Origin of the sequence: Desulfobacter hydrogenophilus (assembly GCF_004319545.1) — a bacterium.
Taxonomy (GTDB): domain Bacteria; phylum Desulfobacterota; class Desulfobacteria; order Desulfobacterales; family Desulfobacteraceae; genus Desulfobacter; species Desulfobacter hydrogenophilus.
Map to the genome: position 1 here is coordinate 1,067,610 of NZ_CP036313.1, position 24,116 is coordinate 1,091,725.

At 50.4% G+C, this 24,116-nt stretch carries 19 protein-coding genes; 11 read left to right on the forward strand and 8 right to left on the reverse strand.

Translation table 11 applies throughout. The features are described from left to right. Nucleotides 1–80 precede the first annotated feature (80 nt). Together EYB58_RS04655 and EYB58_RS04660 are read left to right on the forward strand one after the other, a co-directional pair. Nucleotides 81–728, forward strand: a complete 648-nt coding sequence (locus tag EYB58_RS04655; protein WP_163354349.1) for a class I SAM-dependent DNA methyltransferase — start codon at nt 81–83, stop codon at nt 726–728. Between the two features lie 156 nt (nt 729–884). Then, nucleotides 885–2,288, forward strand: coding sequence for a hypothetical protein (locus EYB58_RS04660; RefSeq protein WP_111958058.1), 1,404 nt, complete (start codon nt 885–887; stop codon nt 2,286–2,288). A 91-nt stretch (nt 2,289–2,379) separates the two neighbouring features. Here EYB58_RS04660 and EYB58_RS04665 read toward each other — a convergent pair whose 3' ends face one another. Further along, nucleotides 2,380–3,561, reverse strand: a complete 1,182-nt coding sequence (locus EYB58_RS04665) for a pyridoxal phosphate-dependent aminotransferase (RefSeq protein WP_111958056.1) — start codon at nt 3,559–3,561, stop codon at nt 2,380–2,382. 826 nt (nt 3,562–4,387) lie between these two features. On the opposite strand from EYB58_RS04665, the gene gap reads away from it, so the two are divergent. The 7 genes from gap (at nt 4,388) to EYB58_RS04705 (ending at nt 12,440) form a co-directional block, all read left to right on the forward strand. Continuing rightward, complete coding sequence (gene gap / locus EYB58_RS04675; protein WP_111958052.1) at nt 4,388–5,383, forward strand: type I glyceraldehyde-3-phosphate dehydrogenase; 996 nt, start codon at nt 4,388–4,390, stop codon at nt 5,381–5,383. Next, the gene (gene gpmA / locus EYB58_RS04680; protein ID WP_111958050.1) at nt 5,376–6,137 is read left to right on the forward strand and encodes a 2,3-diphosphoglycerate-dependent phosphoglycerate mutase; all 762 of its coding nucleotides are present in this window, start codon (nt 5,376–5,378) and stop codon (nt 6,135–6,137) included. The genes gap and gpmA overlap by 8 nt, the downstream gene beginning before the upstream one ends. Before the next feature lie 119 nt (nt 6,138–6,256). Next, the gene (gene pyk / locus EYB58_RS04685) at nt 6,257–7,708 is read left to right on the forward strand and encodes a pyruvate kinase (protein ID WP_111958048.1); all 1,452 of its coding nucleotides are present in this window, start codon (nt 6,257–6,259) and stop codon (nt 7,706–7,708) included. A 17-nt stretch (nt 7,709–7,725) separates the two neighbouring features. After that, nucleotides 7,726–9,021: a phosphopyruvate hydratase gene (eno, locus tag EYB58_RS04690; RefSeq protein ID WP_111958046.1), complete on the forward strand. Its 1,296-nt coding sequence runs from the start codon at nt 7,726–7,728 to the stop codon at nt 9,019–9,021. Nucleotides 9,022–9,080: 59 nt separating this feature from the next. Next, complete coding sequence (pgk, locus tag EYB58_RS04695; protein ID WP_111958044.1) at nt 9,081–9,461, forward strand: phosphoglycerate kinase; 381 nt, start codon at nt 9,081–9,083, stop codon at nt 9,459–9,461. Between the two features lie 405 nt (nt 9,462–9,866). Continuing rightward, nucleotides 9,867–12,125, forward strand: coding sequence for a methyl-accepting chemotaxis protein (locus EYB58_RS04700; protein ID WP_242637555.1), 2,259 nt, complete (start codon nt 9,867–9,869; stop codon nt 12,123–12,125). Between the two features lie 129 nt (nt 12,126–12,254). Continuing rightward, the gene (locus tag EYB58_RS04705; protein ID WP_111958042.1) at nt 12,255–12,440 is read left to right on the forward strand and encodes an MFS transporter; all 186 of its coding nucleotides are present in this window, start codon (nt 12,255–12,257) and stop codon (nt 12,438–12,440) included. 39 nt (nt 12,441–12,479) lie between these two features. Here EYB58_RS04705 and EYB58_RS04710 read toward each other — a convergent pair whose 3' ends face one another. The 4 genes from EYB58_RS04710 to EYB58_RS04725 all read right to left on the reverse strand — a co-directional run bounded on the left by EYB58_RS04710 (nt 12,480) and on the right by EYB58_RS04725 (nt 16,234). After that, nucleotides 12,480–14,177 (reverse strand): chloride channel protein, encoded by a 1,698-nt coding sequence (locus EYB58_RS04710; RefSeq protein ID WP_111958040.1) that lies wholly within the window; start codon nt 14,175–14,177, stop codon nt 12,480–12,482. 39 nt (nt 14,178–14,216) lie between these two features. Further along, complete coding sequence (locus EYB58_RS04715; RefSeq protein ID WP_111958038.1) at nt 14,217–14,603, reverse strand: MerR family transcriptional regulator; 387 nt, start codon at nt 14,601–14,603, stop codon at nt 14,217–14,219. Between the two features lie 94 nt (nt 14,604–14,697). Further along, nucleotides 14,698–15,660, reverse strand: coding sequence for a DnaJ C-terminal domain-containing protein (locus EYB58_RS04720; RefSeq protein ID WP_111958036.1), 963 nt, complete (start codon nt 15,658–15,660; stop codon nt 14,698–14,700). A 22-nt stretch (nt 15,661–15,682) separates the two neighbouring features. After that, nucleotides 15,683–16,234 (reverse strand): nucleotide exchange factor GrpE, encoded by a 552-nt coding sequence (locus EYB58_RS04725; protein ID WP_242637556.1) that lies wholly within the window; start codon nt 16,232–16,234, stop codon nt 15,683–15,685. Between the two features lie 807 nt (nt 16,235–17,041). Here EYB58_RS04725 and EYB58_RS04730 point away from each other — a divergent pair. After that, the gene (locus tag EYB58_RS04730; RefSeq protein WP_163354347.1) at nt 17,042–19,363 is read left to right on the forward strand and encodes a hybrid sensor histidine kinase/response regulator; all 2,322 of its coding nucleotides are present in this window, start codon (nt 17,042–17,044) and stop codon (nt 19,361–19,363) included. 114 nt (nt 19,364–19,477) lie between these two features. Here the strand turns inward: EYB58_RS04730 and EYB58_RS23435 are convergent, their stop codons facing one another. Together EYB58_RS23435 and EYB58_RS23440 are read right to left on the reverse strand one after the other, a co-directional pair. Further along, a complete protein-coding gene (locus EYB58_RS23435) occupies nt 19,478–19,705 on the reverse strand; it encodes a transposase (protein ID WP_207309128.1) in 228 nt (75 codons plus the stop codon). Between the two features lie 183 nt (nt 19,706–19,888). Continuing rightward, nucleotides 19,889–20,353, reverse strand: a complete 465-nt coding sequence (locus EYB58_RS23440) for a transposase (protein WP_341273392.1) — start codon at nt 20,351–20,353, stop codon at nt 19,889–19,891. 660 nt (nt 20,354–21,013) lie between these two features. Between EYB58_RS23440 and EYB58_RS23445 the strand changes: the two genes are divergently transcribed. Beyond that, entirely contained in the window at nt 21,014–21,343 is a 330-nt protein-coding gene (locus EYB58_RS23445; protein ID WP_242637641.1) for a bifunctional hydroxymethylpyrimidine kinase/phosphomethylpyrimidine kinase, read from the forward strand. A 74-nt stretch (nt 21,344–21,417) separates the two neighbouring features. Here the strand turns inward: EYB58_RS23445 and EYB58_RS04750 are convergent, their stop codons facing one another. Further along, on the reverse strand, nt 21,418–23,895 hold the full coding sequence (locus EYB58_RS04750; RefSeq protein ID WP_111958030.1) for a plasma-membrane proton-efflux P-type ATPase: 2,478 nt from the start codon (nt 23,893–23,895) through the stop codon (nt 21,418–21,420). Nucleotides 23,896–24,116: the final 221 nt, after the last annotated feature.

The following is a 24,116-nucleotide window of genomic DNA, read 5'->3' on the forward strand; positions in this document are numbered from 1 at the left end:
AATTTTTTAATTTCGAATTAGACATGACGGCGGATAAAAAAATAAAAACGGTCCGCTAACCTAAAATTAAGGAGAATCTTTTGGAATTACAAGAAGCGACATTAGGTCAAGACAAATGGTTTGCAGAGGGTAGCCAGGCAGAGAATGAAGTTGAAAAGTATTACAACGCGTGGGGCAAAGACTACGAAGACTCAGTAAAAAGCTGGGATTATGACGCACCGGAAAAAGCTGCGGCTCTGTTGAAAAAATACATGCAGGTTGACGGCACCGTATGCGATGCCGGATGCGGCAGCGGCCTGACCGGAGAAGCACTGAATGCCAGCGGGTTTAAAAGCGTTGTCGGTTTTGACTTAAGCCCTGATTTTGCCGCCGTTGCCAAGGAAAAGGGTGTGTATGAAGATGTGCATATTGTTAATATGCATGAAAAACCCTTCTGTTATAGCGACAACCAGTTTGCCAATCTGATCTGCATTGGTACACTCACCTATGTACAAAATGTGCCTGATGTTGTTCGCGAGTTTGCCCGGATTGCCAAACCCGGCGGCATGGTTATATTTTCCCATCGTACAGATATGATTGATGACGAATTTACTGGAGAACTTGAAGCCATCAAGGCCGATAAAGTCCTGGAAGAGGTTTTAGTTTCCGATCCAAAGCCTTACCTGCCCGGAAATAAAGACTTTTCAGATAAAATCAAAATTGTTTACTACGCATACCGTGTATTGTAATCCTCCCGCCTGAACAAGACGTATTTATCCGTCTTCAGCCCTGGGGCCGGCAGCTGCACTTGCCGGCCCCAGGGGCGACCGTGCGGCCGGCACACCCATTGCTGCCGCCGCCGGACAAACAACTTTCGCCAAATTGTTTTATCAGGAGGTTTTCAAATGAAATCCACCCAAGAGAAGAGACATGAACTGCCATATGCCGGTGGACCGCTCAAGCTGCGCATCCCCTTTATTCATTACAGGCTTGAGTACCAGGATTTTATCCAGGGTGCCATATTAAGCTGTATTCCGTTGGGAATCACCGCGGCCATGGTCAAAGTGCTGGGTATCCCCCTTGAAATTGCGGTGCTGATGGTCGTGATCAATAATTTTTTCTATCTATTGCACACCTCTTTTGGAGATCCTTCCATCAGCGGCTGGATTACTGCGGGCATACCGTTATATATCTCTTTTTTAACAGGATTTGACCCCGGACCGGAACGCATCCAGGCACTGATTGCCCTACAGGTGCTTGTTGGGCTGATATTTCTGGTTTTTGGCCTCACCGGCATTACCCGTTGGATTATCAAACATTTTCCAGTATCCATGCGGTCCGGGATTCTTTTGGGCGCAGGGTTTGCCTCCCTGATGCGGGTGTTTGATCCGGGCCAGCCATTTATCGGCAAAATGCCGGTGGCGTTCAGTGTGGCCGCTTTAACCAGCTTTTTTATTCTATTCTCATCCCGGGCTCTGAAATTCAGGGCGAGATCAAATCTGTTCACCTGGGTGGCGGGTTTCGGCATTGCACCAGGATTTATCATTGGATATTGCGTTGGATTACTCACCGGTGAAATTGCCCCGCCTTCGGGAGTGTTTGACAGGATTATCATTGATGCCCCGTTTGGGGAGATGCTTTCATCTTTTTCCGTGATGAATGTGGGCATGCCGTCTGCCGGTCAGTGGATGGCGGCGCTCTCCCTGGCCATTGTCGCCTATGTGCTGGCATTCGGTGATATTCTGGTTCTGGAGACGATGATAGAAGACTGCAACGAGGCCCGCAAAGATGAAAGCATTGTGTTTGAAGTTCGGCGCAATCACATCATCACAGCCATCAGAAATGGTGTTCAAGGCCTTTTCCTGCCCTTTCTACCGTTGTGCGGTCCCCAGTGGACAGGCGGGCAGGCCCTGGTGGTGAATCGGTACAAACATTCAACACCCGACCAGGAACCCTCCTATTGGGGCGGTGCCACCTCCATTTTCTGGGGCATGAGCCTGGCCATGGTATTTCATCCACTGGTTCAGATCATCCTGCCCGGCAAGCTGATCGGGTTCGGCCTGACCCTCCTGATTCAAGGCTATCTGTGTATCTACCTTGCGCTGACCCTTTGCAACACCAATGTCCAGCGCGGCATTGCCGGCATTATGGCGGCAGCACTGGTGTCTGCCAACTATACCAAACTTTGGGGCAGTGCATTCTGGTCCGGACCGACCATGGCCCTGATTGTCGGCGCAGTCCTGTTTTTTGTACTTGAGTATGAAAAAAAAGAGAAAAAGGGTATTTCCCAGGCGGCTCTATCGGACTAATTGATAGGCTGTAAAAAAGATTCTGAATATTTCGGGGGGGACAAATTGTCCCCCCCGAAATATTTTAGGAACAAAAAAATAAATCCCCTATTTATTTTAGTTTTTTAGCTTCTTCCATGGCCCGTTTAAATCCGGCCATGGAATTTGTAATGGCCTGTTCAGGCACAGCATAGGAAAGCCGGATGTGGCCTGGGCCGCCAAATCCGGAGCCGGGCACGGCCAGGATGTTCTCTTTTTTAAGCAAGCCCGCAAATGCCACATCATTCTCAATGGGAGTTTTGGGAAACAGGTAGAATGCACCTTCGGGTACGTTAAACTCATACCCTGCCGCAGCAAGCCCCTCACAGATCATATCCCTGCGCTTACGATAGATATCAATATCCACACACACACCCTGCAGCTTCCCCACCACCTGCTGAAACAGGGCCGGAGCGTTCACAAACATCATTGTGTTGGCCACGCCGGCTGCTGACGCAATCAGCTCCGCATCTTCAGCCCCAGGATGAACCGCAAGATATCCCACACGTTCGCCAGCCAGGGAGAGCTCCTTGGAATAGGAAGTCAAGACAATGGTATGGTCATATACGCCGAACATCCAGGGGACATCCACATCATAGGCAATCTTGCGATAGGGTTCGTCCGAAATCAGATAAATGCGTCGACCAAACTCCCGGCTTTTCTTTTCCAGAAGCTGACCCAGTTTGCCCAGCTCCTGTTTGGTGTAGACTACACCCGTGGGATTGTTGGGGGAATTGATGAGCATGACGCGGGTCTCTTTATTAATGGCGGCTTCAATGGCCCCAATATTCAGATGAAAATCGGGCTTGGTAGAGACGGTTTTAAGATTAGCTCCGGCAATAAAGGCGTACTGATTATACCCCACAAAATAGGGTGTCGGCACCAGGATATCCTCGCCGGGATTGACCAAAGCTTTTAAGGTATCGTTCAAAGCACCGGCCGCCCCCACACTCATGACCACCAGATCTGCAGTCATCCCAACCCCGCACTGGGCATTCAGGTAATCGGCAACAGCCTGGCGAACCCAGGGGTATCCTGCATTGGGCATATATCCGTGGGAGGTTGCGGCATCGTTGATCAGGCCCAGGATCGTTTCCTTGACCACCGGCGGCGGCGGCACATCGGGATTTCCCAAAGAAAAATCAAACACATTCTCAGCCCCGAACTTTTCTCTCATCCGGATGCCTTCTTCAAACATTTTTCGAATCATGGATGCGGATTTTACTATTCCAACCATCTTGTCTGCAATTGGCATGGCAGTACCTCTTTGTCTATTAAGTATTAATTAATATTTGGAAGACACCATAACGTAAAACGCATTAAACCAAAACTTTTAATTTTCTGCTAAGCTGAAACGAACAAAAAATGGATTGTACTAATGAGAAAGCTGAGGATTGCAATACTGTTGATGAAGTCTATGCTTGCCTAGAAGAACTGGAAGAAGATCCATTATACTCAGTAGATTCCCCCTAAAAAGTAAAAAATGGCGGACATCAACGCCATACCCTGGAAGGTCAATTCCTGGATGGAAATGACCGACACAATAGACGAATGCTTGATGGTAGATATAAGGTAGAGAACTTTGTCTCCCTGTTCATGTCCATTTTCATCTTCTTAGTGAATTTCGAGACCGTCAAAACTGTCTTTTGGGAACCATTCTCTCTGATTTTTCCCGTGCCACAGGAATTGTTCCTGTCTGACAAGGAAGTTACTGTCTTACGGACTATCCGTTTACAGGCTCTATAAGGTAGAGAACTTTGTTTCCCTACTCACATCCGTTCTCATCTTCCTGGCGGATTACGAAATCGTCAAGACTGTCTTTTTCGAGCCATTCTCTTTGTAAACCGAATACCTGCCCTATGCCAGGGGCGATATACTCCTGACCATGGGAATTACATTTGCCTTTTTTCGATACAAGATAACTTGCTAAAATTAAGGGATATATAGGTTCCGAATACAATGGTACGATTTATGCTGATTATCCTAATTGAATGTTAAGGTGAAGTTGCTTAATTAACCAGAATTGATGTTTTAAAACAGTTACCTAACTTTAAAAGTATAACCCCAAAGGAGGTACAACCATGAAGAAAGTTGCTATTAACGGATTAGGACGTATTGGAAGACTGGTGTTGCGGCATTATCTATCCAATCCTCCAAAAAATCTTCAAATCGTCGCGGCCAACGATCTCACCCCGACCGATGAGCTTGCTTACCTGTTACGGTATGATTCTGTACAAGGGAGAGCTTCGTTTCCCATAGAATCCAGCCAGGATTATCTCGAGCTGGGATCTCAGAAGGTCGCTGTTTTCAATGAAAAGGACCCTGTGAATCTGCCCTGGAAGGCACTCGGGGTGGATGTCGTACTGGAGTGCACCGGGCTGTTTAGAAAACGGGAGGACGCGGCTAAACACCTTGAGTCCGGGGCATCGAAGGTGATTATAAGTGCACCTTCTGAAAATGCTGATTTGACCATCGTGATGGGTGTCAATGAAAAATTGTATGATTCCCAGAAGCATCATGTTATTTCAAATGCTTCGTGTACGACCAATTCTTTGGCCCCGGTGGTTAAGGTGCTCAATGATACCTTTGGAATTGAAAACCTTATGGTCACCACCATCCATGCGTATACGGCCAGCCAGGCCCTGGTGGATCGTCCTGCCCGTAAAAGAAGAAGGGGACGAGCTGCCGCCGCTTCATTGATTCCAAGCACAACGGGGGCTGCTAAGGCAACAGCCCTGGTCATACCCGAACTGAAAGGGAGAATGGATGCCATAGCGGTGAGAGCACCGATCCCGGATGGGGCCTTAACGGATATTGTCGCTTATCTAAAAAAGGACGTTTCTGTGGAGACAGTGAATTCTGTCTTGAGAAACGCAGCCGGGGGGGCGCTCAAAGGTATCATAGATTATAATGACGATGAAATCGTATCTGCCGATATTATTGGAAATCCACACTCAGGTATTGTTGATGCCCCATCCACAAGGGTGGTCATGAACCGGGTGGCCAAGGTGCTGATCTGGTATGACAATGAATTTGGCTATGCGAGACGGATGCTGGACCTTGCAGCTTATGTATAAATTAATTCTACTACGGCACGGTCAGAGCGAGTGGAACCTGCAGAATCGTTTCACGGGGTGGGCGGATGTTGACTTAAGTGAACAAGGCATCCAGGAAGCCGGGAATGCGGGCAAGCTCTTGAAAGAGGGCGGCTATGAGTTTGACCTGGTTTATACATCTCTCCTGAAGCGTGCGATTCGAACGATGTGGGATGTGCTTGATGAACTGGACCAGATGTGGGTGCCCGTTGTGCGGCATTGGCGTTTGAATGAGCGGCACTACGGCGCGCTGCAGGGCCTCAACAAGGCGGCAACGATGCAAAAGTACGGCGCAGAACAGGTGAAGATATGGCGCCGCTCCTACGCCACCTTGCCCCCCGCGCTTAAGGAAAGTGACGACCGGTATCCCGGCCAGGATCGACGCTATGCGGACCTTTCTGTAGAGGAGATCCCGCTGGCGGAGAGTCTCAAAGACACTGTAGCCCGTTTCATTCCCTATTGGCTGGACACGATTGCACCGCAAATCAAAAGTGGTAAGCGCGTGCTCATCGTCGCGCACGGCAACAGCCTCCGCGCATTAATCAAACATCTCGATAGTCTTTCAGAGGAGGAAATTGTGGGACTGAATATACCCACCGGCATCCCCCTGAGCTATGATCTGGACGACGATCTCAAGCCCCTTCGCAAGACCTATCTGGGTGATCCCGAAGTAGCGAAGAAGGCCGCGGCGGCCGTCGCCAACCAAGCCGCGGTTAGTGAGATAGCCGATGGATAAGCAAGCCCCTTTTGCCCATAGCCACAAGATGATGAAGAAGGAGGAGGATATGTTGGACGTACACGTACCGATTGATGTTTTTCCTAGTACGCGGACTATCTATAGGGAGGGCTGAGAAGATGGATTTACCGGCTAAAAAAACCAAGATTGTTTGCACCATCGGGCCAGCCTCAAAGTCCCGTGAGACGCTCGAATGTATGATCACAAACGGTATGAACGTGGCGCGTCTCAACTTTGCCCACGGTGATTTCGAAAGCCACGCGAAGATTATCGGCAACATCCGTGCCGCAGCCGCATCGGTAGGGAGGTTAGTGACCATCATAGCCGACCTGCCCGGCCCCAAAATACGCATCGGCCACCTGGCCCGGGAGCCTGTCGAGTTGAAACGAGGCCAGCCTTTCATCCTGCAGACCAGGGAAATAGAAGGTGACGCCCATCGCGTATCGGTGAGCTTATCGGGTCTGCCCGGGGCGGTGAGACCAGGAGAGACCATCTTTCTCAACGATGGTTTCATCCAACTTGAAGTGAAAAAGGTGGAGGGACAGGAAATCCATTGCCAGGTTGTGGTGGAGGGGCAGCTGCGTTCCCACAAAGGCGTTAACCTGCCCGGTATTGATCTGGGCATCAGCGCGTTTACCGATCACGACCACAAGTGTTTGAAATTCGCCCTGGAACAAGGCGTAGATGCGGTCAGCCAGTCCTTTGTCCAAGGACCGGAGGACATCAAGGCCGTGCGCGAAGCGGCGGCGGCCGTTGGCCGCAAGCCCTTTATTATTGCTAAGATTGAACGTTCCCGGGCCCTTGATCATATTGATGCCATTCTGGAGGCGGCAGACGGGATCATGGTTGCCCGCGGCGACCTGGGGGTGGAGATTCCAATCGAAAAGATTGCCTTGGTACAGAAAAGACTCATCCACCAGGCGAACCTCTTGGGGAAACCGGTCATCACCGCCACCCAGATGCTCGAGTCCATGGTGGAGAACAAGCGCCCCACACGGGCCGAGGTCACAGACGTAGCCAACGCCATCCTTGACGGCACGGACTGCGTGATGCTTTCCGAGGAGTCGGCCATGGGGATTTGCCCGGAGGAAGCTGTGGCTGTCATGGCCCGCATCGCCGAGGTCACCGAGGCACACAGCAGCGATCAATCCGTGCGGGATGCTCTCATAGCCGCCGAGGCCGGCAAAGGAGCCAGCGTGGCGGCTCTCATCGCCTTGAGCGTCCATAGTGTCGTGGAACGTCTTACGCCTACTGCCGTGGTCACTCCCACCCAAAGCGGCGCCACCGCGCGTAGTATCAGTCGTTTCCGGTCTTCGATGTGGATTGTGGCTCCCAGCCGCAATGAAACAACCTGCCGAAATTTACAATTTTCCTATGGCGTCTATCCCGTTCTGGTGACCGAGCACCCGGCAAGCTGGGAGGCGTACGCCCGGGACTGGCTTGAGCAGCACGGGCTGGCAAAGGGTCTGGTACTCCTCACGCAAGGATTCTCGGCCCCGTATACCGGCGGTACGAACCGTCTGGAGATTATTGACTTTGACCTTCCCTGTCATGGGACGGCCGACGAATAGCAAAAGGAGATATTATTATGGACAACTCAATTATCAAATTGCAGGCCCGCGAGATTCTGGACTCTCGAGGTAACCCCACAGTGGAAGTTGAATGTACCCTCGCCTGCGGTGTCAAAGCCAGGGCGTCCGTGCCGTCAGGGGCATCCACCGGCGTTCATGAGGCGGTCGAGTTGCGCGACGGTGACCCCAAGCGTTTCGGAGGCAAGGGGGTGAAAAAAGCCGTGGCGCACGTAAACGAAACGATCGCGCCGCAGCTCATTGGTCAGGATGCCCGTGCGCAAGCTGGCATTGACGGGATGATGATCGCCCTGGACGGCACGCCCAATAAGGCGAAACTCGGGGCCAACGCCATCCTGGGGGTCTCACTGACCGTGGCCCGGGCAGCGGCAACGGCTGCTGATCTGCCGCTGTACCATTACCTGGGCGGCCCTAATGCCGTCCGCCTCCCCGTGCCAAATATGAATATCTTAAATGGCGGGGTCCACGCCCGCTGGCAGGGAGCTGACTTCCAGGAATTCATGGTCGCTCCTTATGGCGCTTCCAGCTTCCGGGAGGCTCTGGAGTGGGGAAGTGAGATTTACCACGCCCTGCGCACCGTACTGATGGACAAGGGTCACCGGGTCGGGGTCGGTGACGAGGGTGGATTTGCGCCGGAGGTCTCCTCAAACGAGGAACCCTTGGAACTTATCGTGCAGGCTATCGAAAAGACCGGCCTCAAACCAGGCGCCGACGTGGGCATTGCAATGGATCCGGCCTCAAGCGCATTTTTCGAGGATGGCAATTATCACCTGCGCACCGAGAAACGCACGGTCTCTGCCGGGGAGATGGTGGACTACTACGAAAAGCTTATCAAGACCTATCCCGTGGTGCTCCTGGAAGACGGACTGGCCGAGGACGACTGGGAGGGCTGGAAAATACTCAACGCCCGCCTCGGTGGAATCATCGAACTGGTGGGAGACGACCTTTTTGTGACCAACGTGGAGCGCATCAACCGGGGTATCCGTGAGGACGTTGCCAATGCCGCCCTGATTAAGCTCAACCAAATCGGGACTCTCACCGAGACCGTTGCCGCAGTCCGGATGTGTAAGAAGGCTGGTTGGGGGGCTTTTGTATCCCACCGCAGCGGGGAGACCGTGGACAGCTTCATCGCCGATATGACGGTCGCCCTGGATACCGGACATTTGAAAAGCGGCGCGCCGGCCCGGGGTGAACGGGTCGAAAAATATAATCAACTCATGCGCATTGAGGAGGAACTGGGCGATGCCGCCTGCTATGCGGGCAAAGAAGCCTATGTGAGAGCGGTGCGATTCTAAGAAGGACAGATTATCTTACCAAGGGGACTGCACTGGCTCAAGGAGTTCCCATTATCGTGATGCGGGTGACGCGTTATTCTCCCTATTCAGTGCCTGAGTTTGCGGTTGACTTGATGTTGTCTCTAAACCGCAAGATTCACACCTTGACCTACGCACTTGAAAACCAGGCGGCTATAATCGTTTCTTCGCACTTGGGAAGACCAAAGGGAAAGCGCGTGCCGGAACTCTCGCTTTCACCGACGGCCAAGAGGCTGTCTGAACTTTTGCAGCACAAGGTGCAAATGTCCCCTGACTGCATTGGACCGGAAGTAACCTGCCTGGCTGAAGCACTCAAGCCGGGCCAGGTGTTAATGCTTGAAAATCTGCATTTTCATGAGCAAATGGTAAATATCCAGATTGTTCATCTTTTTATTGACAAGGCTTATTTTGTATTATATTGATTTTATAAAGCTAACTCAATCAATTGGTGTCTTCATATAAAGATTTCGGGAACTCACTTTTCGATATTTGCTTAGAACAGAGCTAAATCGAAGATTTATGGGTGCAATTAAACATTTGGATAACAATCCCCACAGAATTTTGGGGAAATTTTTGAATTTATTGTCCCAATCGATAGTCAAAACTATGGACTTTAGTCCAAGACTTTCAATGCATTATTTTTATAGGCATTAAGGAATCAAGCTATGGTTCTTGGGTCTCGTAGCCGTATAAAAATGATTCGTGCAGCGGCATCTTAAATTAGAGACTTTCAGTCGTAACGGGCTTTAAACCGCCATTCTATGGACTTTCAGTCCATAGTGGTTGAACCTAAGAAAATTCGGTGCTAAAAAAATAGGGGGCGAGCAATGTTCACTACTACTTTCTGGAACAATCTTAAACTGTCTTACAAATTCGGAATTGCCATCGGAATTATGGCGCTAATGATGTTGGGAACTATTTTCTTTTTCAACAATACGTTAAACACCAACGTAAAACATTTTAAAGCTGTTGATCAGACAGAATCAGCAATTCTTTTTCACGCTTCGAACATCAATAGTTACATGCTCCAGTGCAGGAGGGACGAAAAAGATTTCCTTTTAAGGATGGATAAAAAATATCTCGATGAGTTCCAAAAAAGTTTAGCCGCCCTCATTACGGAGGCGCAGGCGCTTCAAAAAGTGGCAGATCGGAGCAATCGAACAGAGGATTCCGCGCTGGCAATAGAAATCATTAAAAATGCAAAAATTTATGAAAATATTTTTATAAACATGGTCAATTCCTTTGAGAAAAAAGGCCTTGACCACAATTCAGGCCTTCAGGGGAATTTCAGAGATATTGTTCATCAATTGTCAGATGCTATTGAAAAACACGCGAAAGGAAAACTTTATAGGGCTTTTCTGATGGTCAGAAGATATGAAAAAGAGTATCAGAGAAATGAATCTGACAAATACAAGGAACAATTAGCTCAGGCCATCTCAAAATATGAAAAACTCTTGAACACAGGGAGCCATGAAGAAACATCAAAAAAAATCCAGGTAGAAGGACTCAATGCTTATAAGGAGCTCTTAAGTGACTATCATACTGCAACCGGAGCTGCCAAACCTGATCTATACGATGAAATCAGGGCAGTGGCCCAAAAGATGGAGACTGGCATTAAAAGGGTCCTTGTCCCGGATGCAGAGTCTCTGGTCCTGGAAATCAGAAAACAGGAAAAAGATTACCTGCTCAGGATGGACGAAAAATATGTAAAAAAAACCCATGCGGCATTGGATAATTTACTGAATGCATTTAAAATTTCTGCTGTTGAAAAAGAATATATTGAAAATACAGAAAAATCTATCAATAGCTATAAAACAGCTTTTGATGCCCTGGTAGCAGAGGATAAGCAGATTATTGAACTTAAAACAAAAATGCGTGCTGCTATCCATAACGTCGAACCGATTGTTGAAACACTTACACAAAAGGCAATTAAAGGGAAAGAAGATAAATTCAAATCAATTGAATCCGAATCATCAAAAAATTCGAAAATAGCAATAATTCTCGGACTTCTCGCGCTTGTTGCCGGTATTGTTCTGGTTTTTCTTATTACCAGATCAATCATTCGTTTGTTGATTCGTGCAGTTAAAATGGCTGAAGAAGTGTCAGATGGAGACTTGACACAACAACTGGATATTCATCAAAAAGACGAAATCGGCACTCTTGTAAAGGCGATGAACAATATGTCCAGAAATCTTCAGAAAATGTTCCAGGATATTACAATGGGTGTTCAAACCTTAACATCTTCCTCTACCGAACTGGCCTCCGTATCAGAGCAGATAAGTGTAAATTCCGAACAGGCCGCTGAAAAATCAAATTCTGTGGCAGCTGCTTCAGAAGAAATGGCAACCAATATGAACAGCGTGGCGGCTGCGACAGAACAGACGACTGCCAACATCCAGATGATCGTATCTGCTGCAGAGGAGATGACCGCTACTATCAATGAAATTGCAGATAATACTGCCAAGGGTAGTGAAACAACCACCAAAGCTGTTGAGACAGCCAGGCAAGTTTCCCAAAAAGTGGATGATCTTGGAAAGTCAGCTGATGAAATCAGCAAGGTGACCGAGACCATTTCCGATATTTCTGAGCAGACCAACCTCCTTGCGTTGAATGCCACAATTGAGGCAGCGAGAGCAGGTGAAGCCGGCAAAGGTTTTGCTGTCGTTGCTGGGGAAATAAAGGCGCTTGCACAACAGACTGCTGAGGCGACCCATGTAATTAATGGAAAAATATCAGGAGTACAAACTACAACAACAGAATCCATTAGGGCAATCGAATCCATTGTAAATATTATTAATGAAATAAATGATATCGTAACTACCGTGGCAACGGCTATCGAAGAACAGTCTGCTACTACCCAGGAGATTTCAAACAATGTAAGCCAGGCCGCATCTGGTGTACAGGAAGTAAATGAAAACGTTAATCAAAGTTCAACTGTGGCCGGAGAAGTCAGCCAAGACATTTCTGTAATAAGTCAAACAACTGAGGAAATCAATTCAGGGAGTCAGCAGGTTAAAATAAGTGCAACCGAATTATCAAAATTGGCTGAAAACCTTAATCAGATGGTGAAGCAGTTTAAAATTTGATGATTTATATTTGAAATTCGGGGATGCGACACTGAAGACCATTAGTGAGCAGTAATATTTTAACACTAAACAAATATTCTTTGCATTGAAAAAGACCTATCTTTAAGACAGACCGGCTTTTCACTCTTCATGGGCAACAAATACTTCAGGCATGCCATATTTTTAGGGATATGCCTGCAGGTCATTCAACAGCTGACCGGCATCAATGTTGTCATGTACTATGCACCCAAGATATTCAAGCTTACCGGATTTACCACCAATTTGAAAATCCAACCCGCGCTAAACGGCTTGCTGAATAAAGATACCTTGCAATAGCAACGAAAGGCCAAATTCGTCGGAAAGTTCAGAGATCCTCTAATGAATGCCTTCGTTTTTATGCGATGGTTCCGGTGCCAAGATCTGTGATAAACGTTTCCATGCCGGGGATGAAACTATCAGCAGTAACTGATCGCCGGACTGCAATATTGTATCCGAGGAAGGCAGGCGCATGTGCTCCTGGCGCAAAATGGCGATGATCTCTGCATCTTGCTCTTCTTCAGCGAATTCACCCGCCTTGACCGATCTGCCGATCCAGGGGCTTTGCGGATTCATTGTGACGATGACCAATTGTTTGCACTCGGGCAGATCCACGGGAATTCCGGATGATAGCAGCTTCAACAAGTTCAAATGCCCGTTTACGGAAGGAATGGCAATCCGCTGCTGGTTCATCAGGTTTAGCGCGATTTGTAAAAGTTCCGCGTGATGTGCCGGCGAGTCGGACCGTCGAGGCACCTGGGCCTCGTAAAGGCTATTGTATTTGAACTTCAGACGGCTCGTCAGGGAAACCTGAACGACATAGCTGAGACTGACGGACAACGCTGCTGCGGCAAGCAGGTGATATCCGCCCGTCATCTCCGTTACCATGATCAGGGACGCGATGGGTACTCGGGCAACGCCGCCGAAGACGGCAACCATTCCCACAACCACAAAGCCTGCCGGCGGCAACTGGAATTGCTGCGCCAGCAATCCGCCTACCATCGCTCCGATATAAAGTCCGGGGGCAAAGACTCCGCCCGATCCCCCGGAAGAAATTGTCAGGCAAAAGGCGATCATTTTGCCGAACACCAAAAGCAGCAACAGCGAAGTGGTCAGACTGCCGTCCATGGCTTCCTGGATCCATCCGTAGCCGCCGCCCAAAACCTGCGGCAGGCCCATGGCCAGTAAACCGACGCCCAGTCCTCCGATGGCAGGTTTGAAGTGGTCCAGTATCGGCAGCCTGCGAAAGCCATCCCGCAGGCCATAAAAGAGAACCGGCAGCACAGCGGCAACCAAACCGCTGATTAAGCCCAAAATGATATACCAGCCATAATCGGCTAAACCCGGAAAGCCAAAACCCGCGGGAAACCTGAACAAGGGTTCCCAGCCGACCATAACTCCGTTGAGCACATAAGCCGTCACAGACGCCAGGATGGTGTATAGCAGCGCAGATGCCTCGAACTCCATATCACTGTAAAGCACCTCGATAACAAACAATGCGGCTCCAATGGGAGAACGAAATATAGCCGACAACCCCGCGGCCATTCCCGTCAACACTAAAATGCGCCGCTCCTCATCCGACCGGTGGCCGAAGCCGGCATAGATCGATCCGATCCCGGCGCTGATCAGCGCCGTGGGACCCTCCCGACCAGCGGCGCCGCCCGATCCGATCGTAATGGCGGAGGTGAGCATCTTTAATCCGGGGATGCGCCCACGTATATATCCCCCGGCCCGATGAAATGCTTTGACCGCACTGTCGGTACCGTGCCCTTCAGCTTCAGGCGCCAGGCTGTAGACCAGAACACCGGAGATCAGGCCGCCCAGGGTGGTGGCCAAAGGAATCAGCCACAAACCATGCGGGCCGATCACCTGAAGCAGGACGCCGCCTTCTTCCGGCAACCCCGGGGGATGATATCCGGCCAGCCCGGAAAGAAAAAAAGATTGACAGATGCGCAGCAAAAACATGAAGGCCTGGGCACTGAGCGCCCCCACGATGCCTAAAATAAAAACATCTAAAATCAGTCTTTTTTGTTTCAATGATCTTTTTTCTTTGTTCTTTCAAAGGTTAAACAGCATCTAATCCCCATCTATTATCTGTGCCAGCCGCCGGCGAAGCGCCATAATCTGGTTCAGGTGTTCCCGCTCCTTTTGGCGCATACGCTTCTTCATTTCGTCCAGCCGGCGTTGCATCGTCTGGATTTGGTTCCGATACCGCAGCACGAAATCCACAGCCTCCAAATCCAGCCCCATATCTTCGTGCAGGTAACGAATTCGTTTCAGTTTGCAAACATCCGCAATGCACAACCCCTTCTTACCGTGAAGCATGATACGGGATGTGACCAACGCTTCACGTTCGCATTGGTGGATGAACTCCTCGGAAACCCTTGCCAGACGAGCTGCCGTCCTGTACTCAAAATGAACTTCAGGGTGATCGGAGTAAATTACAGGTGGGTATTTGTTCATATTCTTCCTTTCATTCAGTTGGGTTGAAGATGTTTGACCCAGACCGTATCATCGTTTGGGTCGAGGCGTTGAACCAGTTGATCCGTCCAAATGCCTAACGCATCTTCTTCCACTGCTTAACCAGATCCTTCTCCCCGGCTGTCAGGTGTTGCGGTAGAGCCGCTTCCACGGTAACATACAAATCTCCTCGTTGATCCGGGTGTTTCATCTTCGGCATCCCCAGCCCCCGCAGCCGAAAAATCCGACCGTTGCGGGTCTCCGGTGGAATATCCAGCTTCACCGTGCGGTCGATGCCGGATACCGACAGCTTGCCGCCCAACAGTATTGTAAACAGATCCACCGGAACCGTGGTCTTCAGGTCATCGTTGTCGCGTTGAAAACGCTTATCGGGCAAAACCTCGATAATAAGGTACAGATCCCCCGGTTTACCGCCGCCGATCCCTGGACCGCCCTGTCCCTTGATCCGCACACGGGATCCGGTCTTAACGCCTCGCGGGATTTTGGCATCGATTTTCCTACCGTCTTCCCATTCGAACACCCGCTTGGTTCCGTGAAAGGCTTCATCGAGCGTCACCTGGAGTGCATGTTCGCTGTCCCGTCCCGGCCGTGGTCGCGCCTCATAATAGAATTGCTGATCACCCGCACCATCGCTGGCCTGCTGCCGGGCTGCTCTGCCGAACAGGTTCTCGAAGAAATTCGAATACCCGCCCTCAGCGCCAAACAGCTCTCCAAATTCTTCGGGGCTGACCTTCCGATAGGTGTGGCCCTGGTCGGGCGAGGACTGCCACTCGCCCCAGTTAAAGTCCTCGGGGCCACCTCCGGCTTGCTGATACTGCTGCCACTGGGAGCCAAGCCGGTCGTATTTCTGGCGTTTTTCAGGATCGGACAGCACTTCGTGAGCCTCGTTTATCTCCTGGAACTTTTTTGAGGCCATTTTGTCTCCCCCGTTGACGTCGGGATGATATTTGCGGGCCAGCTTACGGAACGCTTTTTTGATTTCCTCCTGGCTGGCTTTGCGGTCCAGGCCCAAAAGACTGTAGTAATCCTTGTATTCCATGCGATTCCCCGTTCAAATCTTATTAGTGACTCGGCGTCACCAACACCTGTGCCGGACGCAGCAGCTTATCACTGTACAAATACCCCTTTTGTTCCACCCTCACCACGGTGTTGGGCGGAAACTTGGGATGGCGCATCACACCGATGGCTTGGTGCAGTTTAGGGTCAAACTGCTTGCCCCAGGCATCAATCGTTTTGACGTCATATTTGATAAAAAACTTGTTGAGGATATTCCGGATCAGTTCGATTCCCTGCAAGAGGTCCCGGCTATCCTCTTCGCGTGATGTATGCATGACAGCCAGATCCAGACCATCGGCCACCGGCAACACATCTCGCAGAAGCGCTTCCTTTTCCGCCTCCACTTCCTGGGCGGAACTGCGGGCCAACCGCTTTTTGGTGTTCTCCAGATCGGCGAATAGACGGACATACTTTTCCTTCCAGACCGCCGCCTCATCCGGCTGCTGCTCATCGGGTTGCCATACCCGTGAAGTTTCATCTTCGGAGCCGCTATCCGGTAGCGTACCTATATTTCCGGTTGAAGCCCTGGTATTTTTTTGCATCTCATCCGTCATCATCTCACCTTCTTTCAGCGGCGTTTATACCTTCAACGCCTTTATATAATTTTGCGGAACATTCAGGTTTCTTCCAAGTTTATAGAATGCATAATAAATGCCAACCGTTTATTTTTGAGGTTGGAGATACAATGATGTCGCTGGGCTTCGACTGTTTTATGCCAAGAACTGAACTGAAGGCGGTTGCTTCATTTTTTGAAATTATCCTTAAACCTGAGAGCCTGTTTAAAAATAGATGAATCGGCTGCAATCACATGAGATTTCGCTTCGATCCCCTAATTTTTAAACAGGCGCTAAGAAACTTTTACGCACCTTGACCCGCTTGCCCCATTTGATGCAATTAGAGAGACAAAGGGTACGGACACGGCGCGCCGTGCCCCTCCAAGCCCGCCCATTAATGGGACAGAGCAACCCTAAACGTCGCCCTCGCCCCGTGGGGAGAGAGCCGGGGTGAAGGGGGTAAGTTTCAATTCCGATTTCTGCAAGACAACAAATTTCTTGTCAAACAATAACAATTCCTGTGGCGCAGGAGAAATTCCGGCGGGGGTTGCGTTAATGCTGTATCATTTCCGTCGAACGACTTTCAACGTTGAGCGATGAGTTAATCAAACCTTGAACATCTGAACCCGTGAACGGTTACAAGAAGTAATTGGAGATTTTGGCACACACTTTGATATACTCATGAGTAACAACGACCGTTTAGCGGTCGCAACGGACCATGGGAAGGCCACATGAAAGGAGGCAACAACAGCCCCTTCCTGAAAATGCCGGATGGACAAAAATGTAGGAGGTAGAGTAATAAAGGACGTTATGAAATTTAAATTAATCGCGTTAAAATGTTTCAAACCCAGCATCACGCCACTAAAGATCGCTTTGATATATGCGGCGGTCGGTATCCTGTGGATGCTGTTTTCCGATAAACTGCTCGCCATGTGGGTCTTGAAACCCGATTCCTTGCTGCATCTTGAAACCCTCAAAGGCTGGTTTTACGTGCTCGTAACGGCATGGATGCTCTACGCACTCACCCATCGAAGCGTTACGCTGCTGGAACGCTCGGAACAATCGCTGCGCAAGGCCAACCAGACCCTCAGGGCCCTGAGCGCATGCAATCGCGCTATCATCGAAACCGAGGCGGAGTCGGATCTGATGCGAGACGTTTGCCGGGTCATTGTGGAAATCGGCAGCTACCGCATGGCCTGGGTAGGAATGGCGCAGGACACTGCCGAACGACGTGTTCATCCATTGGCATCCTGGGGCGACGAAGGCGGTCATCTTGAATCGCTGGACGTGACCTGGAACGATACGGCAAAGGGGCGCGGTCCGGTTGGCACGGCGATCCGCAGCGGGGCGACTTGCGTGTTTCAGAATATTGTGACGAATCCGCATTTTGCGCCCTGGCGCCGGCAAGCGCTTGACCAGGGTTATGGCGCTGCGATTGCATTGCCCCTAACCTTTGATGAAAAGACCAGCGGGGCCTTGTGCATCTACGCTGCGGAACCGAATGGGTTTGACGCTGAAGAAACCAATCTGCTGGAAGAATTGGCGACAAATCTGTCCTACGGGATTACCATTCTCAGACTGCGCACCGAGCGCAATCGCATGCATAAGGAACGTACCCAGCTTGCGACGATGGTTGAACAGGCTGAGGAAGGCATGCTGCTGGTGAATATAGACGGTACGATTCAATATACCAATCCGGCCTTCGAACGCATCTGCGGGCTTTCCAAACCCGATATCCAGGGTCAAAACATCCTCGCCCTAACCTGCGATGAACCCAATCAGGCCTGCTGGCAAGCCATCGCGGATGCCTTTGACGCGGATAAGTTAAAGATCCGTCGCTTTACCAATTGCAAAAAAGACGGCACGACTTACCAGGTGGACGTAAGCATTTCAGCGGTGCACGACAGCGCCGGTGCCCTGATCAGCCATATGGTCGTGATGCGCGACATCACCCATGAGGCGCAACTGGAAAAGCAACTGCAACAGGCCCAAAAGATGGAGGTCATCGGTGCCTTCTCCGGCGGGATCGCTCATGACTTCAACAATATACTTGGAGCGATTATCAATTGCAGTGAGTTGGCCCTGGAAAATCTGCCGGTGGACCATCCGGTGCGCGAGGACTTGGAACATGTGCTCAAAGCCGGTTTGCGCGGCAAGCACCTCGTTCAACAGATCCGGACCTTCAGCCGCCGGGAAACGCCGCAACGACTACCCGTAGAAATCGATCTGGTCGTGAAAGAATGTCTTAGTCTGCTGCGTGCATCGCTGCCGGCCGGTATCGAACTCCGTCCGAACCTCGCCGTTGAATCGAGCCTGGTGTTGGCCGATGCAACCCAGATGCATCAGGTGCTGATGAATCTTTGTGTCAACGCAGCCCATGCCATGGGGGATTCGGAGGGCGTATTGCACGTGAGTCTGGGCAACGTGATGCTTGGCGTTAATGCGACCACCATTCACCCGGATCTGCAACCGGGGCCTTACCTGACAGTGACGGTTGGCGACAACGGCTGTGGCATGCAGGCGGCGGTAATGGAGCGAATCTTCGATCCGTTTTTTACCACCCGTTCCAAAAAAGGCGGTACGGGGTTGGGGCTGTCGGTGGTCCACGGCATCGTCAAGAGCCACGATGGGGCCATTACCGTAGAAAGCGAACCGGGAAAAGGGTCCACCTTAAATGTTTTTCTGCCCCTTGCGGACAGCCCCGGGCGTATGGCAACAAGGGCCGCGGCCGACCGGGTTACCGGCGGAAGCGAGCGGATACTGCTGGTCGACGATGAAGAAGATCTGACATATGCCGGGCAAAAGATACTGCAACGGCTGGGATATACGGTGATAACCAGCAGCGACGGCCTCGAGGCCCTGGCAACCTTTCGAGCCGCGCCACGGCAATTCGATCTGGTCATTACCGACCAAACCATGCCGCAGATGAAGGGTACCGATTTAGCCCGCGAAATCTTACGGATCCGGCCGGACATTCCCATTATTCTTTGCAGCGGTTACGGTTCCGTTTCGAACCATGTTGTCACCCCAAAAGATGTCAAATCCTTGGGGATCCGGGCCTTCGTCGCCAAACCGGTCACCAGAGCCGAGATGGCCGCCGCAATCCGGCGCGAGCTGGATACGGCGCCATAAATCTCGATATTCGAACCTCAATACATTATGAACGAACTCGAAAAAGCCGAGGTAAAAAGGAAGTTTCTCCTGTGAAATACTCCGATGTGGGCGACTCCAGCTTCGGAGCAATGGTCAGAAGCCTTCCCTTGTACTCACATGGACTTCATAAAACCCGCCTCCATAATCGTCTCTGGCATATTCGCCGTCTCCATGATTCACACTTTCATGGCCATAACCCCATTTATCCAACCGGTTATAAATGGCATGCTTATCGGTGTAGACCACTGTTTTTGGTTGTATAGTGGCCTTTATCAAAGGCTCAATGGTGGCCTGCCGGACATTGGGGCGCATTTGAATCACAACCTGCCCACCGTTGTATCATTCCGAAAATAGGCGGTTTTTCTTTTTCCAGCGGACCACGCCCTATAGCACCCTTTAATCGGTTACGGCGACCATCTCGGCCTTTTTTTGATACAGCCTCGGGGTTACCTTTGTGCCCTGCAGCGATATACACCTCATTGCACTCAACCTCGTCCTGAAGGGTTATCTGCGGCTTTCTTTTACCACGCCTTTGCGTAGATGAGCAGCCATATTGTGACTATCACCACGATTAAGGTCCAACTCTTTGGAAATCTGGTGATTGGAAAAATTCAATCCCATGAAAGAAAGGCACAATATCCACATTTTGAGGGGTTGGTGATGTCCGGCAAAAATGGTTCCGGTGAGATCATCGAAGTATTTTCCGCACTCTTTGCATTCATAGCTTTGTACATCATCTATCAGGGCCTTGATATTTACCTTCATATGAGCCAGATACCATACTTTGTTCTTTTTAAATTTGCGAAAATAGTAATATACGCTGGACCATGGTGGAAAATCATCCGGCAAGTCTCTCCATTGGCACTCGGTATGAACCAGGTAAAGGATCTCGTTTATAATTTTTTGTAGCGCATGCTTTCGAGGTCGCCCTGCATTTGAAGAAGGTATTACCATGATGGGTTCTAATATTTCTCATTGTCTGTCGTTTAAATCAGTTGTATATTTGGCTCGCTTCATGGTAAATACTCTTTAACTTATTGTTATATAAAGTCATTTTATCATGCAACATGCTTTCAAATAAATTTTCAATCCATCATTGGGTGCCAAATTTTTATATCACAAATAATTTTTAAACAGATTTTTAGAGAAAATAAGAAAAGCATTGTGCTCCATGAGATAGCGCATGGCTATGTCGCTTTTCTGTTCTATATCAAACAGCAAAACGACAGGGGTACATCACATTTAAGAATTTGAGTGGAGCGATTCCAAAAATCCATAATCCATAATCCATAATCCATAATTTAAAATCTCAAATTAGGACAGATGGGTCCATAGGAGTAAACCAATGCACAATCCAGTCTCTCGGGTAGCCGCCATCCATGACCTTTCCGGGTTTGGCAGGGCGTCACTTACAGTTATCATTCCGATTTTATATGGGGGTCCAGATCTGCCCCCTTCCCACGGCCGTTCTTTCCAGCCATACCGGTGGTTTTAATGATTATTATTATCACCCCAAACTTTACCGAAGCAGCGTTTCTGTTAGGTGAGCCCTATCCTGATAATCTTGATGAGTGACAGATTAAAAAATGGATTCTAAGGCTTTGCGAGAAAGGACCGGGAAAGGTTATCATAACCAGCGTACCTGTAGCAGGGCGAAAGAATTTATCGAGGGTGGTGGCTTTTGACCGTGAAGACGGTCGGTTCTGGAAGGTAGACGGCACCTATATCCCGCCCCACTACCCGGGCACAGGGGATGCCTTTGCCAGTGTTATTGTTGGTGGCCTTTTACAGGGAGACAGCCTTCCTATTGCCCTGGACCGGGCCGTTCAATTTGTATCCATGGCCATACGCTCGACCTTTGGCTACAATTACCCCAGCCGGGAGGGGGGCCTTCTGGAAAGGGTGCTCACAAATTTAAGGGCACCGGTGACTGCCAGCAGTTACGGGATGATGGAATAATGATCCTGGAAAAAGTTATTGTTTTTCTGCTTGTATTGTCCCATTGCCAGTTACGAATTTCGGGCAGCTCCTCGTCATTTTTTCGAATCTCCTGTTCCGCCTGCCGGGTCAAGTATTCGATAGGCGAGCAGTTTCAGGCAATCATTGATCAGGAACCAAACCAGCGCATAACCCCAGACAAACAGTGCCCAGCCCCAACCCAGGGGCGTCATAAAAAATCCGTAGACCGCGATCAAAGTTGCAATGATCTGGGTGCCGACCACTGCCACCCATAAAATCGGCGCAGGTCGTATGGACCAGAATGGACCGCGAGTACGGGTCAGAAAGATCGTCAGGTGTCCGGCCACGGATAGTTTCAGATACATCAGTGTCTGGATATGTGCCCGGTCCAGGTGATAGACGCGCTCGCCGAGATAGAACAGAACAAAGGCGGAGACCACGCCAATAACGCCGAGAACCGTGGAAACACCGAGTACCATCTTCATGTGCCAGTCCTCAGGCTGATTCTTATAGTGGACATTGTCATAGGCGATAGAGAGGATGGCGCCGTCGTTGAAGAGCGCCAGCATTACGATCATCACCGCCGTCAACGGATAAAAGTTGAAGACCAGGATAGCAAGCGTCATGAACAGCAGCACCCGCAGCGTCTCGGCGATACGGTAGATGGCATAGCTATTCATCCGCTGGAAGATTCGGCGGCTCTCCTTGATGGCGTCAATGATAACCGACAGACCGGGCGTCATCAGTACGATGTCCGCCGCAGTCCGCGCCGCATCTGTAGCGCCCGATACCGCGATGCCGCAGTCCGCTTTTTTCAGCGCCGGGGCATCGTTCACCCCGTCACCTGTCATACCGACAATGTGGCTACGTTTTTGCAAAACATCGACGATGTGAAACTTATGTTCGGGAAAAACCTGAGCAAAGCCGTCGGCCTTTTCAATGGACTCAGCCATCTCTGTGGTCTCATCATGCTTGACATCACCCAAGCCGGAGGCATCGACAATGTCAGTGCCCATTGCCAGCTTCTTGGCGGTTTCACGGGCGATGGCCAGGGCATCGCCTGTGACCATCTTAATATTTACGCCCATGGACAACGCTGTGGCGATGGTGGCCTTGGCATCTTCCCGGGGTGGATCGAACAGGGGCAGCACGCCCATAAAATGCCACCCACCGTCAACGTCTGCCCTTGCCACACCCAGCGAGCGAAAGCCGCGTTCTGCGAAGTCACCTACCGCCTTCTCAACCTCATTTTTTATTTGGGTATTTCCCGAAAGCTCAAGGATTACCTGGGGTGCACCTTTGGTTACCTTGAACTCCTGGCCGTCTTTGCCCTTGACAGTAGCCTCGGTACGCTTATGCACTGGGTCAAAGGGCTGAAAATGGACCACCTCAAAATCCTTCAGCGGTTCCTGATCCTTTAGCCCCCCCAGAACCGCCAGATCAATGGTGTCGTTGTCTTCGGCCAGTGAAGCCAGCGCGCCATTCAGGATCACGTCTTCTGCGGAGACGTTGCCAACACAAAACGGTTCGCCCAGCGTCAACTTGTTCTGGGTCAGGGTGCCGGTCTTGTCGGCGCACAGCACATCGACGCCTGCCAGCTCCTCGATTGCAACCAGTTTACTAACAATCGCCTTTTTCCGTGCCAGTAATCGGGCACCCACTGCCATGGTTACCGACAAGACCGTCGGCATGGCCACCGGAATAGCCGCCACCGTTAAAACTAAAGCAAACTGCAGGGTCGTGAGGATCGGATCACCGCGGTAAATTGCAAAACCGATGATTACCGCAACGAGGGTCACCGCCAGGATGATCAGATAATTGCCGATCTTCAGAACGGCCTTCTGGAAATGGCTGACGGAGTGAGCCTCCTGTACCAGCTGCGCGGTCTTGCCGAAGTAGGTGTTGGTGCCGGTAGCATAAACTAAAGCACCGATTTCCCCACGGCGGAGGATTGAGCCGGAAAATACCGCCTCGCCGGTTTTACGTGTGGCGGGTAGGGACTCACCTGTCAGTGCCGACTGATCCACCTCCACCTCATCACCGTCCAGCAAGCGGGCGTCAGCTGGCACAATATCACCTATCCGCAGACGGATGACATCTCCTGGCACCAGCTCGCGCGCCGGAGGCGTGACCCATTTGCCGTCCCGTTTTACCCGGGCCTTGATCGCCAGCTTTGCCTTCAGGGCCTCGATGGCGTTGCCCGCTTCGTGTTCCTCCCAGAACCCAACTATTGCATTTGCGAATAACAAAAGAAGGATGATAAAGAAATCTGGCCAGTGTCGGACCACACCCGAAAGAATCACCGCAACTTCAATCATCCACGGGATGGGTCCCCAGAAATACGAAAGGAATTTGAGCATCAGACTGGTCTTCTTTTCCTCAATTTCGTTCGGCCCATATTGGTTCAGTCGTTTCTCCGCCTCGGCCTGGCTGAGGCCGTCCGGCGAAGTGCCCAATTTTTTCTCCACTTCCGGCAGGGGTAAGGTTTTCAGGTCGTCCTTGTTGTTTGGTTTCGATTCGGGAGTTTTTGGCAGGTCTATCCCTGATTTCATTATGGATACTTCCTTTTTAGATATTCAGTTTTTTAACTTTTTTTATATGAAAGTTCCAATAAGTTACTGAATTACTTTCATGCTTTGTTGTGGGTTGAGCCTCGGTATTGATAGACCAAGTCAGCCCATGGCTGTTATAAGAAATTTCCACCTAAGCATGGCTGTTGACGGAGTTTCATTGTTCGTTGTGGCCGGATGCCATATCTCACTCCGACCGTGCC

What these genes read in the sequence shown, in the direction of transcription:
- pgk (WP_111958044.1), top strand. Translation starts at nt 9,081, where the DNA reads ATGCGGGTGACGCGTTATTCTCCCTATTCAGTGCCTGAGTTTGCGGTT.
- gap (WP_111958052.1), top strand. Translation starts at nt 4,388, where the DNA reads ATGAAGAAAGTTGCTATTAACGGATTAGGACGTATTGGAAGACTGGTG.
- EYB58_RS04720 (WP_111958036.1), bottom strand. Translation starts at nt 15,660, where the DNA reads ATGGAATACAAGGATTACTACAGTCTTTTGGGCCTGGACCGCAAAGCC.
- gpmA (WP_111958050.1), top strand. Translation starts at nt 5,376, where the DNA reads ATGTATAAATTAATTCTACTACGGCACGGTCAGAGCGAGTGGAACCTG.
- EYB58_RS04665 (WP_111958056.1), bottom strand. Translation starts at nt 3,561, where the DNA reads ATGCCAATTGCAGACAAGATGGTTGGAATAGTAAAATCCGCATCCATG.
- EYB58_RS04725 (WP_242637556.1), bottom strand. Translation starts at nt 16,234, where the DNA reads ATGATGACGGATGAGATGCAAAAAAATACCAGGGCTTCAACCGGAAAT.
- EYB58_RS04705 (WP_111958042.1), top strand. Translation starts at nt 12,255, where the DNA reads ATGGGCAACAAATACTTCAGGCATGCCATATTTTTAGGGATATGCCTG.
- eno (WP_111958046.1), top strand. Translation starts at nt 7,726, where the DNA reads ATGGACAACTCAATTATCAAATTGCAGGCCCGCGAGATTCTGGACTCT.
- EYB58_RS04730 (WP_163354347.1), top strand. Translation starts at nt 17,042, where the DNA reads ATGAAATTTAAATTAATCGCGTTAAAATGTTTCAAACCCAGCATCACG.
- pyk (WP_111958048.1), top strand. Translation starts at nt 6,257, where the DNA reads ATGGATTTACCGGCTAAAAAAACCAAGATTGTTTGCACCATCGGGCCA.
- EYB58_RS04700 (WP_242637555.1), top strand. Translation starts at nt 9,867, where the DNA reads ATGTTCACTACTACTTTCTGGAACAATCTTAAACTGTCTTACAAATTC.
- EYB58_RS04715 (WP_111958038.1), bottom strand. Translation starts at nt 14,603, where the DNA reads ATGAACAAATACCCACCTGTAATTTACTCCGATCACCCTGAAGTTCAT.
- EYB58_RS04660 (WP_111958058.1), top strand. Translation starts at nt 885, where the DNA reads ATGAAATCCACCCAAGAGAAGAGACATGAACTGCCATATGCCGGTGGA.
- EYB58_RS04750 (WP_111958030.1), bottom strand. Translation starts at nt 23,895, where the DNA reads ATGAAATCAGGGATAGACCTGCCAAAAACTCCCGAATCGAAACCAAAC.